Source organism: Paenibacillus radicis (ex Gao et al. 2016), assembly GCF_014641555.1.
GTDB classification, from domain to species: domain Bacteria; phylum Bacillota; class Bacilli; order Paenibacillales; family Paenibacillaceae; genus Pristimantibacillus; species Pristimantibacillus radicis.
The window spans coordinates 419,987-437,307 of sequence record NZ_BMHY01000005.1 but is presented as its reverse complement, the minus strand read 5'-3'; the positions used below and the strand labels follow the sequence as shown (position 1 = coordinate 437,307).

Genomic DNA, 17,321 nt, shown 5'->3' with positions numbered 1-17,321 from the left:
CAAGAGGTGAACCGCTCATGCGAACGCTATCCGACAACACCCTTCCGTATCGGCACAACAAGCAGGATCGCCATCACGGCGACATGCTCCATCTAAAAGAATGGCTCGGCGGTCTCGCCTTTACCATTTTCCTTGCTGCGGCCGCTTACGGCCTAGCTCTGCTGCCAGGCTTCAACCGGTTAGGCCAGATGGCACTCGCTATTAGCGGCGCCGTCCTTTACCGCCAGTTATTCGGATATCCCGAGCAATGGAGAAAAGGCATTCAATTGGCATCCAAGCAGCTGCTTCGTTTTGCCATCATTTTATTCGGCCTTCGGCTCAATATCGGTACCGTGCTCCAGCAAGGCTGGGGGCTGCTGCTGCAAGCTGCCGTCGTTGCCGTCTTCGCTATCGGCCTTACAATATGGCTTGCACGGCGGCTCAAAGCTGACTTTTCCCTGTCGCTGCTGCTTGGTGTCGGCACCGGCATTTGCGGTGCAGCGGCCATTGCCGCAGTATCGCCTATTCTGAAATCCCGCGATAGCGACACCGCCATCGGAGCCGGACTGATCGCCCTCATCGGCACCATTACCGCCTTGGGCTATACGCTGCTCCAGCCGCTGCTGCCGCTAAGCGCGGAGCAATACGGCGCCTGGGCCGGCATTAGCCTGCATGAGATTGCCCATGTTGCATTGGCCGCCCAGCCGGCTGGCGAAGACGCGGTCGTAATGGGCCTGCTCGCCAAGCTGGCTCGCGTCTTCATGCTCATTCCGCTCAGCTTTGCATTTATTCTCATCATGAAACGCAGAAGCAAGGGCAAGGATGAGGCCGCAGCCAAAATTGCGTTCCCCTGGTTTCTGCTCGGCTTCATGGCGATGAGCGCCTTCGGCACCTTTTCCGCCCATACCGCATTCGCCATTCCGGACTCTGCCTTGAAGTTTCTGGCGCAAGCGGCGACCTTCCTTCTGGCAATGGCGATGGTCGGACTTGGCCTCAACGTCGATCTGAAAGCCGTTCGGGCAAAAGCGCTCCGGCCATTGGCGGCCGTGACAATAACTTCCGTACTCCTGTCGGCCGGCACGCTGCTTGTTCACTTGTTCAGCAACTAGCCCTGTAACGCCTTGCGTACGCTCAAAATATATTTCGACTGGTCGAGCGGGTTGACGCCTCGGCGCGCCCGTTCGGCTTCAACATCCGGGGGACACTCCTCATAACCGGCGAAAAAGGTAGCCATCGTCCCCCTGCCCTTCGTCAGCGAGTTCAGCTCCACGGAATAGGAGAGCGACGTAGCTGCTGGCACCTTGCCCTCTATAAGCATACGGTCGCCTTGCAATACGGGAGCATCAAAGCTTCCTCGCATCATCGACAGATCGTTCATGACGCGCCCGCCATTTTCTTCCGGTACCACGATTCGAAAATGCAGTACAGGCTCAAGAAGCTTCGTGCCGACAGCGGCAAGACCATTCATAATGCCCATAGGAGTCGCTACTGCAAAATCAAGCGGATGCGTGTGCCACACATGATGCTGGCCCTCGACTAGCGTCACCTTCAAATCGACAACCTCCCAGCCGCGGAGCCCCTGCTGCAGCGCCTCTGGAACTCGCCGCGCAACCTCGTTCTGATATTGCGGCAGCAAATCCTCGGATCTTACAAATGCTTCATAGGTCAACCCGCTATCTCGCTCTCCAGGCTCCAAACGAAACCGTAGTATCGCCCAGCACGGCTTCGGCATCAGATAAGCGACGTAGCCTTCTCCCGATTGACGCGGTGTTTCCTTATAAATGATCGACGGCTGTCCGAATCGCACATCCAGACCGTAACGGGCAGCAAGCACCGTCGTTAAAATCTCCAGCTGGATCGGCCCCATAACCTTCACATGCAGCTCCCGTTCATCCTGCAGCCACTGCACATCGAGCAGCGGATCTTCGTCGGACAGCTCCTGCAGCGCGCTCACGACAGCCGGGTATTGCTGCTCATCCGGCCAATGCGCCTGCACGGTCAACAGCGGCACAGCCAGCCGCACTTCCTCAGGCACCGCATCGGCAACGCCTAATATGTCGCCAATCCGCACATGCGACATCCCGCATACCGCAGCAATATCTCCCGCCTCAAGTACGCCTAAATCCTCCGACCGGCCGCCTTCGACTTTGCGGATTTGGGTTACCTTTTCATCGACGTTTTGCGTGGCGTTGCGAATGACATCGCGATTGCTCATCGCCCCGTCATAGAGGCGGACATACGCCATACGCCCCATCGTTTTGTCACGTTCAATCTTGAATACAATACCGGACAACGGCGCGTTCCGGTCACCGCCCGGCTCTGGTAAATAGTGAAGAATCGCATCCAACAGAGCTTCGATTCCGACCCCCTTACCCGATGCGCCATACAAGACAGGGAACAGCTTGCCCTGTCTCGATAAAGCCGCAGCCTGCTCTTTCCATTCCGCAAGCGGTACACTCTCCCCTGCTACATAACGAAGCAGCAGCTCCTCATCTCGCTCAGCCACCGCTTCCAGAAGCTCCGTCCGCTCATCCTCGGATGCGGTCCACAAATCTGCGCTGCCCGCAAACTGCTGCTCGCTGCCCAGCGGCTGCTGCACCTCAACTGCATCCCTCGTCAAATAACTGTGAATACCGTGCAGCACCGCTTCGCGGTCCGCGCCGATCCGATCCATTTTATTCACATAAATGACCGTCGGAATCCGAAGCTTGCGCAGCGCGTTCCAGATCATTTCCGTCTGTGCCTGTACGCCTTCCACCGCGGATACGATGAGCACCGCTCCGTCCATAACCCGCAATGAACGCTCCACCTCAGACAGAAAATCGACATGCCCTGGGGTATCGACGATGTTGATGCTTGCACCTCTCCAAGTACAGGAGGTGGTCGCAGCGCGTACCGAGATACCCCGCTCCCGCTCCACCTCCATCCAATCGGTCAGCGCCGTCCCCGCATCGACGCTGCCTAAAGCCCGGGTTCGCCCGCTCAAGTAGAGCATATGCTCCGTTGTTGTCGTCTTGCCTGCGTCAACATGTGCAAATATGCCCACGTTGCGCCGGCTTGCATTGCCTTGTCCCGCCATGCTCCCGCTCTCCTGTTCGTCCGCCCGTATCCCTTCACCGCACCGCCTGAGCCGCCCCATCCGGCGGCCTGGCAATATGGAATGAATGCGCTTGCTTTATATTCTACCGATAGCGTAACTCGCTCCGCCATTCCCGTCAAACGGGCATCATCGTAAAAAGAACCGCCACACGGCAAACGATCGGTCATTCCGATCATTCACAAGCCGTGAGGCGGTTCTGCTTCCTTCTTATTGAGCGGTCAGAATAATCGGACCGTCTGCTGTTATTGCAATTGTATGCTCATATTGCGCAGAGAGCTTGCCGTCTCTCGTCCGTGCGGTCCAACCGTCCGAATCAATCTTCGTCAGGTAGGTGCCCACGTTCAGCATCGGCTCGATCGTAAACACCATTCCTTCTTTAATACGCGGACCTTTGTTCGGCGGGCCGTAATGCGGAACTTGCGGATCCTCATGCATTACTTGACCGATACCGTGTCCGATGAAGTCGCGAACGACGGAGAAGCCTTCCGATTCGGCATACACTTGAATTGCATGCGAGACGTCGCCAATCCGGTTGCCTGCAACGGCTTGCTCAATGCCTTTGTAAAGTGATTCCTTCGTCACGCGCAGAAGGCGGTCGGCCTCCTCCGACACTTCGCCGACTGCGTACGACCAAGCGGAGTCCGCCAGCCATCCGTTCAGGTTCACGACCATATCAATGGTAACGATGTCGCCGGCGTTCAGCTTTTCCTTCTTCGGAAAGCCGTGGCAAATCACATCGTTAACCGACGCGCAAGTTGCATAGGGATAACCTTTGTAGCCCTTTTGCTCCGCCGTAGCGCCATGCTGCTTCAGCAGCTTTTCTACAAACTGATCGATTTCATGGGACGTGATGCCCGGCTCAATCAGGTTGGCGATTTGACGGTGGCACTCCGCCAATATTTTTCCCGCTTCATGCATCCGGTTAATTTCTGCAGCTGTCTTTATTGTAATCATCTGGTGGTTCTCCTTCTTCTTAAACAAACTTATCTGTTCTTATATTTATTAAAGAGCATACATCAGCGACAAGCCTGCTTGCAACCCGCATCGGTGACAGCTCGTTTGTTCGTTTGCCGCACGCGGACAAAAACATCCCTACAACGGTTTGCCGCACGCGGACAAAATTTCATCCCTGCAACGGTTTGCCGCATTGCGGACAATATTCATAATCGGCCGAAGCTAGACGGGTTCCGCAATATGGACAAAATTTCTTCGCCTCTTCCGGTTCTGCTGAGGCAAGCGTTGTGCGGCCTTCCCTGCGTTCTCCACGGTAGTAGCGATCGAGCGGATCAGGCTCCTCGCTGGCATCAACGATATCGACGATCGACATCCGGTTTTCTCCCGTCGCATTTTTATAATGAACGACCGCATTGACTATCCCCGTTATGACGAAAACAACGCCAAATAGCGGAAAAACGATGCCGATTAGCGGAAACGGTGCATTCCTCGTTATCGAAAAGGCGATAATTGTCCATAAGATTCCGAAAATAACGGCGCCAATACTGCCTGCTGCGCCCATAGCCGATGGGCCTCTGCCCGGTTTAATGCTTTTCATGCCAGCCGCCTCCTAGTTAAGGTTATAATATATATACGGCTCAGCCTCATATTTTCCTCTTTTTTCCTTACTGATAGGCATTCAACGCAAATAATCCCCTTCAGATCGAAGGGGACGGGTAATATTACTATTTAAAATGACCGCAATCATTAATCCGTTTCTCCCTCAGATGCTTCGTCAGCTGCCGCTGCCGATTCTTCTTCTGCAACCGCTGCTTCTTCAGCAGCCGCTTCCACTTCTTCCTCTACTGCTTCAGCTTCCTCAGCCTCTACAGCTTCTTCCACAACCTCTTCAGCTGCCGCTTCAACTACCTCTTCCACCGCTTGTACAACTTCTTCCTCTTGGCTCATCGTTATCACCTCCTAGTCTTGAATACTTATAATTGTAGCGCTTCCATGATAGATAACAAGAGGTGTAAATTGTCGGAATGTAAGAGCTTTTGCCTAATGAACGCTTATATTTCAAAATCACGGGAGGCCCCGCTCTCGTTGGACAATAAAGACCTTTTTTCGACATCTGCAAAGCTAGACTTTAGTCTAGTTCATCGAATACCCAGAGGACGAGGACAGCGCCAAGACTGCTATGTTATGCTTATTTCAACAGCAAGACGATGAAAAAACAACAATGCAAATTAATGAGGCAAAGGAGTTATAAGGCATGACTAAAAGGACGATACTCGGTCCCGTACTTATTTTGTTCGGCGCTTATCTTTTTCTCAATCAGGGCCCTTCCTTCGGTCCAGGCAATCTATTCGCTTATTTCTGGCCTACCATGTTCGTCATTCCGCTCGGCTTGTTCTTCCACTGGATGTACTTCTCCATGACGGGCCGAAGAGGAGTGGGAATGCTCATTCCAGGGGGCATACTATTCACAGCCGGTTTCGTCTCTCAGATCGCCATGCTCTTCGATAATTGGCAGTACATGTGGCCCGGCTTTATTCTAGCAGTTGCCGTAGGCCTCTTCGAATTCTATTGGTTCGGCAACCGCAACAAATGGCTGCTGATCCCGATTAATATTCTAACCGTGCTCTCGCTGCTGTTCTTCGCCGTATTCTCGCTCGGTGCATTTTTGAACAGTATGACGCATCTTCGCCCGTTTTTCGCGATCGCGTTCGTTGCAATCGGAGCCCTTATCCTTATCGTTCGTCATAGAAAAGAGGACTAATCCTCTACAACAAGAAGCCGCCCGCCCGGCCTCATCTCTTAAAGAAGCGCATCAAGCAGGCTATCTTGCCGCAGGATGCGCTTCTTTGTGCTTTCACTATTTCAGACCGATGGGATCAATCTATCGCGATTGCCTGTAAATTGCCATTGCAACAAGGATTTCCAGCCTCTCATGTCAAATAAAATGAGGAAGCTAACACGAACTTGAACATCCGGGAGGGAATGCGATTGTCGATCAAAGCTAAGCTAGCATGGTTTATCTCTTTAACGGTAACCGTCGTCCTGCTTCTCAATATATCTATCTACTATTTCAACTCCAAGCTTGAACTGCAATCCAATGCCGAGCAGCAGATGCTCGTCATCGCCAAGCAAATCGGGCAATCGATGGAGACAGCCCAGCAATCCCGGCGCCTAATTGAAAACAGTCTGGGAGAGAAGCTGCGCCTCGCGGCAATCGCCGCCCAGAACCAGCTTGATCCGGATATCGCCAACGTCAGTAACGAACAGCTCGAAGTACTCAGCAAGCAGCTCGGCGTCGATGACATTACACTATGGGTTAGAACCTCGAATGATATCGTCGCAGTGAAATCATCCGACCCGGCAGAGCTTAACATCAGTTCGAAAACCTGGGGTTATTGGTATACCGCATTCAACCAATTGTTTGACCTTGATCCCGTCACCATAAAAGAAGGACAAAAGCTTAGTCACTTCTGGGCAGGCCCCATCAACTATGCGACTTCCAACCCTTCGCACATTAATAAATGGGGCAGCTATTATGACGGCACGACCAACTATATGATTAACCCGTTTATTAACGCCGACGTGTTTATGAAATTTGAACAGTCGAGCGGCAGCGAAGCCATCGCTTCTCAGGTGCTGAAAGACAATTCATCCATTCTCGAAGTGACCGGCTTCAACACCGAATTCGTCGGCAAAAAACCGATCATCAAAATAAAAAAAGGAATGCCTATATACAACCTTGACGTTCGCAGCGTTATTTTCGGCAATAACGACTATATCGGCCGCAACGACAATGAGAATATTATGCTGGCGAAATCCACTGGGGATGTGGTGACGACCAGAGATCATATTAACGGACATGAAGTGTTGAAAAGCTTCGTTCCCATTGTCGGCCAGAGTACGACAGTCATCGGCATTACCTTTGATCTGGGCACTATTCAGAACACGCTGCTGCGGCAATTGTCGGTGCAAGCTCTAATCTCGCTTGGGCTCATCTTGTTCACGGCAGCTGCCAGTTCTTTTTTGGCGGCCTTCATTATCCGTTCATTGAACCAAATTTTAAGCAAGGTTAATGAAATTGCGCAAGGCAATTTTGGCGTACAGGTGGCCGTGACAAGCAGTGACGAGCTTGGGCTTCTCGCATCAAGGGTCAACACGATGAGTCACAATCTGCAAACGTACACTACGCAGCTTAAAGACGCAACCGAAGAGATCCGCCATACGAAGCAATACTTGGAATCCTTCGTCAACCATACTTCCGATGCTATTCATGTATCGGATCTATCAGGCTTCCTCATCCAGATTAACAAGGCGTTCGAGACGATCTATGGCTGGAGCGAGCAGGAAGCGCTTGGCACGAAACTGGACAATGTCCCGGAGGAATACCGCGAGGAATTTCAAAAACTGCTGGACATCGTGAAGAACGGCGGCTCGATCACAGACCAAGAAACCGTTCGCTACAGCAAAGAGGGCAATCCGATCGATGTGAGCTTGACGATCTCACCGATTCGGAATGAATCGGGTGAAATCGTTGCGATCGCCACCATTTCCCGGAATATTACGGCCAGAAAGCATACGGAAGAGGTGCTGCGCCGTTCGGAGAAGCTGTCGGTTGTCGGCCAGCTTGCGGCGGGCGTCGCCCACGAGGTACGCAATCCGCTGACGACGCTGCGCGGCTTCGTCCAATTGCTGCAACGGGATGAGAAGCTGTCCCCGGCCTACTTCGATATCATGCTGTCAGAGCTCGATAGGATCAACTTCATCATTAGTGAATTTCTTGTCGTCGCCAAGCCGCAGGCAATTCACTTCCAACTAATCAACATCCGCGATACGCTGCGCGATATCGTGATGCTGCTTGATTCCGAGGCTAATTTCAATAATATCCGTCTAGTTACCTATCTGGACGAGCAAGTTCCTCTGGTGATGGGCGAAGTCAATCAGTTGAAGCAAGTGTTTCTGAATGTGATGAAAAACGGCATCGAGTCCATGCCGCATGGCGGACAATTGACGATCGAGCTGCGTTACGCTCCGCCGGAAGGCATTCTTATTCGGATTACTGACCAGGGAAGCGGCATATCCGAGCCCGATTTGAGTCGTCTATGCGAGCCCTTCTTTACCCGCAAGGATGAGGGTACAGGACTCGGGCTGATGGTAAGCCAGCAAATTATCGACAACCACAAGGGCAGCATGAATTTCAGAAGCCAACTGAATGTCGGCACCGTTGTCGAAATCAAATTGCCGCTGCCGCTAACTGCGACAACGGCAATCGAGAAATAATCTTCCTGCATTAAGCATCTTCTGGCGGCGACAGCACGATACGGCCGTCCTCCAGCTCTACCCGAACTTTGCGTTTGTCCTTAAAGCCGGCTGTATCCAGGTAGCCCGCAGGCACCTGGAGGCGGCCGGCTTTGTCGAGGACCGCATACTCCACATGCGTCTCCCGGGCAGCCGCCTCGCCTTCGGCCATCGCCTCCAGCTCCTGCAAGTAAGAACCCTTCCGCAGCATCTCTGACGAAATCTTGCCGTCCCGAATCGCCACCACCCGATCCACCTTGCGCGCCAGTTCGGGATCATGCGTAACGATAACAACGGTCAAGCCAAGCGTCCGATTGAGCTCCCGGAACAGCTCCAAAATCTGCGTCGCCATCCGGCTGTCTACCGAGCCTGTCGGCTCATCAGCCAACAGCAGGCGCGGCTGATTGGCAAGCGCGATCGCAATTGCGACCCGCTGCTGCTCGCCGCCCGACAGCTGCTGCAGCTTATTATGGGCGCGGTGGCTGAGGCCAACCGCTTCCAGCAGCTCGCGCGCCCGCTCCTTCTTGCGGCGCCCTTGGAGCAGAATAGGCAGCTCTACGTTTTGCTGCGCCGTCAAATAAGGAATCAAATTACGGCCGTTGTTCTGCCAGACGAAGCCGACGCTTTCCCGCTTGTACCGGACGTAATCACGCTCGCTGAATTTAAGCATATCTTTGCCGTCAACGACGAGGCTCCCGGCAGTAGGCCGGTCAAGCCCTCCGAGCATATTAAGCAGCGTCGACTTGCCGCTGCCGCTGTTGCCGATAATCGCCATCAGCTCGCCGGCCTCCACATGAAGATCCAGCCCCTGGAGCGCGAACACTTCCAGATCCGCCGCCTTGTATATTTTGACCAGTCCTTCGCAGTGAATCAACGGTTAGTCCTCCCCCAGCTTGATGGCCTGATGTATTTTCAACCGAGACAGCATAACGCCCAGAATACCAAGCCCGATGATGAGCATAGCGCCGACGAAAATATAAATCCGGATGGAATCGGTCGGGTCGACCGTCACGATAAACGGCGGCACAAGCGTCTTGGCATCGAACGCATTCTGGAACACCGGAACGAATAGCCGGCTCGTCGTATAACCCGTCAGCAGACCGATACCAACAGCCGCACCGGACGTCAGCAGCTGTTCTACGGTCAGCATGCCCAGCAATTGGCGCAGTGACAGGCCCATTGCCCGCATGATGCCGTTTTGCAGCATTCTGCCGCGCAGCACCAGCAGCCAATAGAGCAGGAAGCCCACGAAGCTAATCCCTAACGAAATAAGGAAACCTAACGTCAGCGCTCCGTTCACCGCCATTAGAAACGGATCGCTCTTCGCTTTGCTTATCGCTTCTCCCGTGTTCTCAATCGTTGTCAAAGACAGCTTGCTGTTCTCGATGCTATGATACAGATCGCTTAATGAGGCATCCGGCTTCAGCTTCAACCATACTTCGTAAGGCTCCATGGACAGTACGGTCTGAATCTGCTGACGATGACCCACGATCAGCATCGGCGGGTCATTGCTTCCATCCGCCACTGGACTGAATGTCGGGAAGTAATCGACAATGCCATAGATGACGAACGGCTGCTGATTGACCCCTTCCCAGCCGACATACAGCGTGTCGCCTTGCTTCAGGCTTCTATTGTCTGCCAGCGTCTTGGAGATCAGAACTGCATTCGGCTCTGTTGCCAGCACGTTCAAGTATTCATAGAACGGATACGGCAGCAAACCGTTCCGAAACCAGGACGTCATGCCGAATTCATCGGTATCGATCCCCATCAGCCTAGCGGTCCCGCTGCCGCCATTGCTGGAGAAAGCAGCGTTTTTCTTGATGAATACTCTCGCTGTATGCTCTACGCCCTCCAGCTTCGTATAGGGCTCGAAGGGAGGCTCTAAGTAATGGATGACTTCTGGAACCGGGGTAGACGATTGTCCCGGACCCGTCGCACCGCTCCCTTGATCGGAAGGCTTGTCATTGGGCCACAACGCCCGCAGTACGACATCTGCGCCCGCAGCATATTGGACCCGGTCTTCACTGTTGCTGTTGATCGTTCTTGCGGCGCTCGCACTGAACATGCCCGTGGCTATCGTCATCATAAGAAAAATCATCAGAAACTGATAACCGGTACTGGAGCGTCCCACTTGAATTAGCGTGGCATAGATGGAAGGAGGCCACCATTTCTTCCCTGACCAATAGACCAGCCGCAGAAAATAAGGATAGATCCGCAACAGTAGCATACCGCCGCCCAGAATGAACAACGCAGGAACCGCGAACTGCAGCGGATCAATATGCAAGTCACTTCCGGTCAAACCTAGCGTTTGCAGCGATTTCATGCGCGTGTGGAACACTCTCAAGCCGTATAATGCAATGACCAGCGCAATGACATCCAGAAACAGCTTATGCCAAAATGGCGTCCCGCCCATGCGGGCCATCTGCTGCTTATGACCGACGATTGTCGCCTTGGTCGCCTGAAGCGCCGGCAGCAGCATAATAGCAAATACAGCTAATGCGGCGATTATCGCATACGTATAAACTTCGCTGTTCAGATGAACGCGGATGCCGGATCGTTGCACGAAGGACATAAAACCGTTCGAGGAGCCCAGCACTTTGGTCAGAAACAAACCTAGCGGCGGACCAGCCGCAACCGCCAGCACACTGAGCAAGCCATATTCGGCCATATAGGACAACATGATCTGCATACGTGAGGCGCCCCGGCTGCGAATGACGGCGATTTCCGTCCGCTGCCGGTTGGTAATGAGATTGGATACCATAAAGACGTATAGAGCAAGCATAGCCAGCACCGGCACGTTCAACGACCACATTAGAATGCGCAAGCTGCTGGATCGTTCGAAATAAGCATCGATGACATTCAAATACTTGGCGTCCATCGAGTAATTGTAGCTTGTCTCTACGAGCTGTTTCAGTTGCGCTGCCGCATGCAAATATTGATTAACCGTACGCAGCTCCAGCTTGGAATAGTCAGGCACCAGAAACCAGCCGCTGGCTCCTGTCTGAAGCCTCTTCGTATTAAGCAAATCATTCTCAAGCAGTTCCCGGTCAATGAGTACGGAGCTTGTATAAGTGCCCAAATCGGTCGATTGAAAAAACAGATCGTCGTCATTAAGCTTCGTAAATACGCCTACGGGCTTGATCTTGATCGTCTCCGTGACTGTCTTGTCCTCAATTGTAAACTCTGCGCCCAGTACGGCGCGCAGATGGTTCAGACCTTTTTCGGTCACGAGTACCTCGTAAACGCCATTCACTGGTTTTTTCTCCGGCATCCGCCCGTCTACGAGCTTGATATGCTGCTCCAGCCCTTCAACGCCAACCAGCTTGGAACGAATGTCCGATGTTTTCTTGCTGGACTGCTCCTGCCTGCCGTCAGGCTTCAACGCATACGTCAACGATTGCACATCGTATGTCGATGCAAGCAATGGAACGGGAATGAACGGAATGACCTGTTTACGGACGAAGCTGTCATTGGCATTCTTCTGTTTCAGTCTTCCGTCCGCATCGCTGGACGAGTAGACGAAACGGGCAGCCAGCGTTCCCGGATATGTGCTGCTGTTGCTCTGCGAGGTCTCCAGCTCTTTGATCAGCATGCGGGAGAGAATCGCTTCGGTATACATTGGAATGCTGGATACGAGGCCGACCGTAATAATAAGCCCCATTAGCAGACTGGCCTCCAGCCACTTGTTTTGCGTCATTTTACGAAAAATCATGGACAACAAAGCCACCTGCAAGCCTCCGCTCCTGTCAAATAAGTTGCATTTCCGACTTGGAATTTGAGCGTTACTATTAATTCAGTACGATCTTCTGCCCTTCATCCAAGCCTTTCGTAATCTCGACCAGCGTCGTGGAGATCAGTCCCGTCTCCACATCGATTTCCCGCAGCGCTTTATCATCGAGCACACGGACGAAAGTACGCCCCATATAGGTGCGGAGGCCGCTTTTCGGAATGACCAGCACATTGGTGTGCTCAGTTAGCACGATGACCAAATCACCGCTCATACCCAGCTTCGCTCCATCGGGAAGTTTGTCTATGTCTACGTAGAGTGTTTTTTTGTATTTTTCGGCTAAACCTTCATTACTCGTCTCGGGAGCAGAGGATGGCGTCTGCACAACCTTGCCCAGCGTTTTCGTCTTATTGGTAGAAATCTCAGCTTTCATTCCTACTGAGGCTTCGCGGATAAGAGCCGTATCCGATGATTGGTAGGAGAAGCGCAGCTTATTGGGATTAACTACGGTTACGAGCGTCTGGTAAGGCTGAACGGTATCGCCCGGCTCCAAATCCTCGACGAAAACGACAAGACCATCCATCGAAGCACGCAGTTCGCTGCGCTCGATGGTCCCTTGGAGCTTGTAGTGCTTCAGCTTCTCAATATCCAACTGAAGCTCTGCAAGCCGCATCGCATCGGGATCCTCCGCGTTGCGCTTCAACTGCTTCAGCGCGTATTCCGCTTTCTGAAGCGCCAGCTTCTGCTCCAGAATCTGCAGATCAATCCCATCGACTCCAAGCTTCAGCAGCAGATCGCCTTTCTTCACCGTATCACCGGATTTTACGTTGACCTTCTCGATGCGCCCGCCCTGCGAGACGAATTGCGCGTTGTCGCTTTCAATCGATTCGAAAAATCCGGCGCCCCGAATTTCGGTACGAATATCGCCTTTCTCAACGAGCACTGTGGAGTAATTCTGTTCCGCCGGCTTGACAAGCGGCGGCTTGATCGGCGCTTCCTCCTTCGGAAGCAGCGAGCAGCCGGACAACAGAGACAGGCTTGTGAGCAGCGCGAGCGCCGCTCGGCTAGAGTTTTGCAGCTTGAACAATGATCCCATCCTCCAATTCATATACCTCGTCGACAACCTCCATGATGGCCGGGTCGTGAGTGGTCATAATGACGGTCATCCCCGCTTCCTTGACGAGCCCCCGCAGCACGCTCAAAATATGCAAGCCCGTTCGGCTATCCAGCTCAGCTGTCGGTTCGTCGGCCAGCAGCAGCTTCGGCTTGTGTGCGATGGCCCGCGCGATTGCAGTCCGCTGCTGCTCGCCGCCGGACATCTCGAAAGGCCGGTGGTGCATACGCGGCTTCAAACCGACAAAATCCAGCGCCTGCTCCGCTGCGTCTTTCCTTCCGCTTGCAGGAACGCCTGCAATCCGCATCGCGAACTCAACGTTCTCGTAAGCCGACATCAGCGGAAACAAGGCGAACGACTGAAAGATGAGCCCCATTCGTCTGCGCCGGACTTCGCCGCGCGCCTTGTCGGACAGCTCGTTCAGCGCCTGTCCATCGAAGCGGACGCTGCCCTCCGTCGGAAGATCGAGCGCAGCGAGCAGATTAAGCAGCGTCGTCTTGCCGGAGCCCGAACGTCCCTTCAATGCGATCAGCTTCCCCGCTTTAATCGATAGATCCACGCCCTGAAGAACGGTTGTCGCAGCGGCCCCTCGACCGAACGTCCTCTTGAGGCCGGAAACGCGAAGCAGTGCGTCTGTTCCTTCTTCTTGCGGCAACTTTAGTTGCGGCGTTCCCGCCATTTCATCAGCCCCCGTCGTCTCTCTTTCCTTGGCATAAAGTCACTTGCTCCTGCTGCTGTTTCCTATGTAGTCACACCGCATCTGTCGTCTTGCCTGCTGCGTCCTCATTCATGTAAGGCGATGTCGTTCTCCGTCTAATTAATTGCGGCGGCAGACCGTCGAATACGAGACCCGTACCTCCGTCGATCAAATCCATGAGCAGTTCGACAGCCCGTTCGCCCAGCCGTTCATACGGATGGCGGATTGTCGTCAGCGGAGGATTCGTATAGGCGGTAAAGAAAGCACCGTCATAGCCGATGACGGATAGTTCCTCGGGGATGCGGACTCCCGCTTCGCTCAGCGCCGCAACAGCGCCCATCGCCATCAAGTCATTCATGCAGAAAATCGCCGTAATGTCGGGATTCTCACGCCACAGCTCCAGCGCACCGCTCCCCCCGCTTGCTCCGCTGAAATCACCGAAAGCCATTGGCATATCTGGCGGCGAATAGCCGGTGCTCTGCTCATAGCCCTCTCGAAAACCCAAGTACCGGTCCCTGCATATACGAAGCGATTCCGGACCGCTTAGAATGCCAACTCGCAAATGCCCCAGTTCTCCCAAATAAGCGCCTGCCTGCTTTCCGCCGAGATGATCGCCGCCTGTAAATGTCGAGCAGCGGGGACCGCATGCGCCGCTAAAATTAACACAAGGCATTTCCAGCACAAGCGCCTCTAGCAGCATTGGATGATCCCTGCCAAAGCCGGGCAGCACAATGATGCCGGAGAGATTGCGCAAGGCAACCCATTGCTCCAGCTTGCCGGGCTCGTAGTCAAAGAACGGTACTGAAAAGACAAGCACATCCTTGCCAAGCAACCGGAGCGCCTTGTGCATAGGAGGGAACAGCTCCGCAAATTCCGGCGTCGCCTCGAAATCGAACTCCGGCGAGAATACGCCGATGAAATTGCTTCGTTTGCCAGCAAGCTGCTGGGCGCCGAGATCCGGCACATAGCCGAGCTCCCGGGCTTTCTGCTGAACACGTTCAATGGTCTTCGGGTGTACACCGTAGCTGCCGTTCAGCGCCCGGGATACGGTGCTGACTGCCAGTTGCAGCTCTAACGCGATGTTCTTGATTGTTGGTCTCATAGCAGCCCTCCTTGTTCAACGGGAAGAAATCCGGCGGCGGCCGGCCAGTAGGAGCAGCATGCTGCCTGCAATAGGCGAGAGAAAGATTGCATTAGTATTTATGTAAGCGCTTGCATTATCTGCAATCTTTGCCTGCTCCGATTCGGCTTTACTACTGCGTCTGCGGACTCCTGCTGCTCGAACGGGATCTGGCGGCCTACATCGCCTGGCATCTGCAACAGCGGGCCTAACGCTGCCAGCGCGCCATGATTGCTTCCTCCCCTTTTCGGAAACGTTTGCGAAAATATCTACTCAAATACTACAACAACAAGAAAATATTGTAAATGTCTTTTTTGCAAACGTTTCCGAAACGGTTTTTAGCAACAATATGGAGCCTCTCCTGCATAACAAAGAGCCGCCTGTAAGGAATACCGGCGGCTGGACAGCTTATTTTCCTATCGATTTCGCATAGCGGAACAATCCGAAAAAATCATTCGACATCAGCAGCGGAATGGCCGGTTCGATCTGATGCGGCTCCCAGTCCCACCATTGGATGCGAAGGAGGCCATCGATAATATTTTGCGGGAAACGATACTTGACGACGCGGGCCGGATTGCCAGCTGCAATAGCATAAGGAGGAATGTCCTTGGTGACGACCGAGCCTGTGCCGATGCACGCGCCATGTCCCACCGTTACGCCGGACATGATGGTAGAGCAGATGCCGATCCATACATCGTGACCGATCAAGACATTGCCTTTGGACCAGGTAACGCCGGGAGTATGACCGTGCTCAGGCATAAATGCACTGAACGGATAGGTCGTCCCCCAATCATAACGATGGTTTCCTCCCAGCATAATTGTCGTTCCGCCGATTGAGCAAAACTTGCCGATGACGACTGTATTGGTTGAGCTATAGGCCAATACGACCGGCGTACCGTATGTGTAAGGGCCAATATACGTATTCCCATTCAAAAACCTTGGCGGATGAATCGCCAGCAGCGACTCCATTCCCATTGCATCACTTCCCTATCGGTATTCCTTCTCTTACACTCTACTTCTTCTTTGTAGAATATTCAGAGAAGGATCGAATGGGACTAGGCCGCTTCCCTTACCCTTTACTCGATTTGCTGGGTGCTGCGGGTACGCGCCAGGCTGGATTCACGAACAATCAGTCTAGGCTCAAACTGAACCCGCTCGTAAAAGCCGGTTTTCTGCTCTTGAATTCGCTGCAGCAGAAGCTCCGTTGCCACTTTGGCTACTTCTGCGCCCATAATAGAGACCGAACTGATCTGTGGCGTCGTGATGGTACACAATAGATTATTGTCGATGCCAACGATGGCGATATCCTCTGGAACGCGAATACCTAACTCCTTCAAGCGATTGAGCAGCCCCACGGCAACCATATCATTACCGGCATAGATGGCGTCGGGCATATGGGTCAAACCTACGAAATAATCCGCCGCTCTGGCCCCTGTCTGGATTGAAAAGTCGTCACCGAAATAGACCAAAGACCGGTCGACGTGATCCAGCGCATCTTCATAGGCAAAGTACCGCTCCTCAATAATTTCCTTTGGCGCGCCCGCGTAACCGATTCTCGTTCTGCCTATACGCTGCAAGTGCTCCATAACGAGCTGTCCCTCTTGCGTGGAAAGACTGACAATATCGGCTTTAATCTCGGTTTTTAGCTTCTTTCCGTAATTAATGATGGAGATCGGAAGCCTCGCTTTATTGATCAAGTCTTTGAGTGTCTCTGGATAAGCGAGCGGTAAAATAATAAGTCCGTCTGCATGAAGCTTCTTCACATCGCGCAGCAGCTCCAGTTCCGATCTTACATTTCCCAATGTATTAATCTGAATGACGCGATAACCGTAATGCTTCGCAACCTGTTCGACGGAATAAGCAATTTCCGGGATAAAGGCATTGCGAACATCTGGTACAGCGAGCGCGATCTGCTTCGTCTGACGAAGCTTTAAATTTTGCGCGTTGGAGTTCGGAATAAATCCCAGCTCCTCGACAGCTTCCAGCACCTTTGCCTTCGTCTTGGCGCTAATGCCGCCCATATTGTTAATCGCTCTAGATACCGTTGCAATCCCTACACCGGCTCGCGCAGCTACATCTTCGATTGTCACTTTAATTTTGTCCAAATCCAGCACTTCCCAACTGATCGAAATCGTTTCCACGATCATTTACATGAACTGTTTTTCAGTATACCATAGCTGGTTTTGATGTTGAATATGGCTTTATCGATGTCTCATCGCCGTTGACAAATTGTCGATTTAGTGACATAGTATTTTACGGAAACGTTTCCTAAATGACTTGTATATTTCCGAAAATACAAGTGTCGTATTTGCATTCCTATATTGCAGGGAGATG

At 53.0% G+C, this 17,321-nt stretch carries 14 protein-coding genes; 3 read left to right on the top strand and 11 right to left on the bottom strand.

All coding sequences use genetic code 11. The annotated features are described in order from the left end of the window. Positions 1–17 precede the first annotated feature (17 nt). Positions 18–1,088, top strand: coding sequence for a YeiH family protein (locus tag IEX98_RS15945; RefSeq protein WP_188890185.1), 1,071 nt, complete (start codon positions 18–20; stop codon positions 1,086–1,088). On the opposite strand, the gene IEX98_RS15940 is transcribed toward IEX98_RS15945, so the two are convergent. The 4 genes from IEX98_RS15940 to IEX98_RS15925 all read right to left on the bottom strand — a co-directional run bounded on the left by IEX98_RS15940 (position 1,085) and on the right by IEX98_RS15925 (position 4,981). Further along, a complete protein-coding gene (locus tag IEX98_RS15940; RefSeq protein WP_188890184.1) occupies positions 1,085–3,058 on the bottom strand; it encodes a GTP-binding protein in 1,974 nt (657 codons plus the stop codon). The genes IEX98_RS15945 and IEX98_RS15940 overlap by 4 nt on opposite strands. Positions 3,059–3,286: 228 nt before the next feature. Next, positions 3,287–4,033 (bottom strand): type I methionyl aminopeptidase, encoded by a 747-nt coding sequence (gene map / locus IEX98_RS15935; RefSeq protein WP_188890183.1) that lies wholly within the window; start codon positions 4,031–4,033, stop codon positions 3,287–3,289. Between the two features lie 169 nt (positions 4,034–4,202). After that, on the bottom strand, positions 4,203–4,631 hold the full coding sequence (locus tag IEX98_RS15930; protein ID WP_188890182.1) for a zinc ribbon domain-containing protein: 429 nt from the start codon (positions 4,629–4,631) through the stop codon (positions 4,203–4,205). Positions 4,632–4,780: 149 nt separating this feature from the next. Further along, positions 4,781–4,981: a hypothetical protein gene (locus tag IEX98_RS15925; RefSeq protein ID WP_188890181.1), complete on the bottom strand. Its 201-nt coding sequence runs from the start codon at positions 4,979–4,981 to the stop codon at positions 4,781–4,783. A gap of 307 nt (positions 4,982–5,288) precedes the next feature. Here IEX98_RS15925 and IEX98_RS15920 point away from each other — a divergent pair, with 307 nt between their 5' ends. After that, on the top strand, positions 5,289–5,795 hold the full coding sequence (locus IEX98_RS15920; protein ID WP_188890180.1) for a hypothetical protein: 507 nt from the start codon (positions 5,289–5,291) through the stop codon (positions 5,793–5,795). Between the two features lie 227 nt (positions 5,796–6,022). Continuing rightward, on the top strand, positions 6,023–8,311 hold the full coding sequence (locus IEX98_RS15915; RefSeq protein ID WP_188890179.1) for an ATP-binding protein: 2,289 nt from the start codon (positions 6,023–6,025) through the stop codon (positions 8,309–8,311). 10 nt (positions 8,312–8,321) lie between these two features. Here IEX98_RS15915 and IEX98_RS15910 read toward each other — a convergent pair whose 3' ends face one another. The 7 genes from IEX98_RS15910 to IEX98_RS15880 form a co-directional block, all read right to left on the bottom strand. Beyond that, entirely contained in the window at positions 8,322–9,203 is an 882-nt protein-coding gene (locus tag IEX98_RS15910; RefSeq protein WP_188890178.1) for an ABC transporter ATP-binding protein, read from the bottom strand. 3 nt (positions 9,204–9,206) lie between these two features. Then, a complete protein-coding gene (locus tag IEX98_RS15905) occupies positions 9,207–12,041 on the bottom strand; it encodes an ABC transporter permease (protein ID WP_188890177.1) in 2,835 nt (944 codons plus the stop codon). Positions 12,042–12,117: 76 nt separating this feature from the next. Next, positions 12,118–13,143 carry an efflux RND transporter periplasmic adaptor subunit gene (locus IEX98_RS15900; protein ID WP_188890176.1) on the bottom strand — a complete coding sequence of 342 codons (1,026 nt, stop codon included), beginning with the start codon at positions 13,141–13,143 and terminating at the stop codon, positions 12,118–12,120. Further along, positions 13,121–13,849: an ABC transporter ATP-binding protein gene (locus tag IEX98_RS15895; RefSeq protein WP_188890175.1), complete on the bottom strand. Its 729-nt coding sequence runs from the start codon at positions 13,847–13,849 to the stop codon at positions 13,121–13,123. The genes IEX98_RS15900 and IEX98_RS15895 overlap by 23 nt, the downstream gene beginning before the upstream one ends. 70 nt (positions 13,850–13,919) lie before the next feature. Further along, positions 13,920–14,969, bottom strand: a complete 1,050-nt coding sequence (locus IEX98_RS15890; protein WP_188890174.1) for a LacI family DNA-binding transcriptional regulator — start codon at positions 14,967–14,969, stop codon at positions 13,920–13,922. 426 nt (positions 14,970–15,395) lie between these two features. Continuing rightward, complete coding sequence (locus IEX98_RS15885; RefSeq protein ID WP_229692211.1) at positions 15,396–15,962, bottom strand: CatB-related O-acetyltransferase; 567 nt, start codon at positions 15,960–15,962, stop codon at positions 15,396–15,398. Positions 15,963–16,063: 101 nt separating this feature from the next. Further along, positions 16,064–17,134, bottom strand: a complete 1,071-nt coding sequence (locus IEX98_RS15880; protein WP_188890173.1) for a LacI family DNA-binding transcriptional regulator — start codon at positions 17,132–17,134, stop codon at positions 16,064–16,066. Positions 17,135–17,321 lie beyond the last annotated feature (187 nt).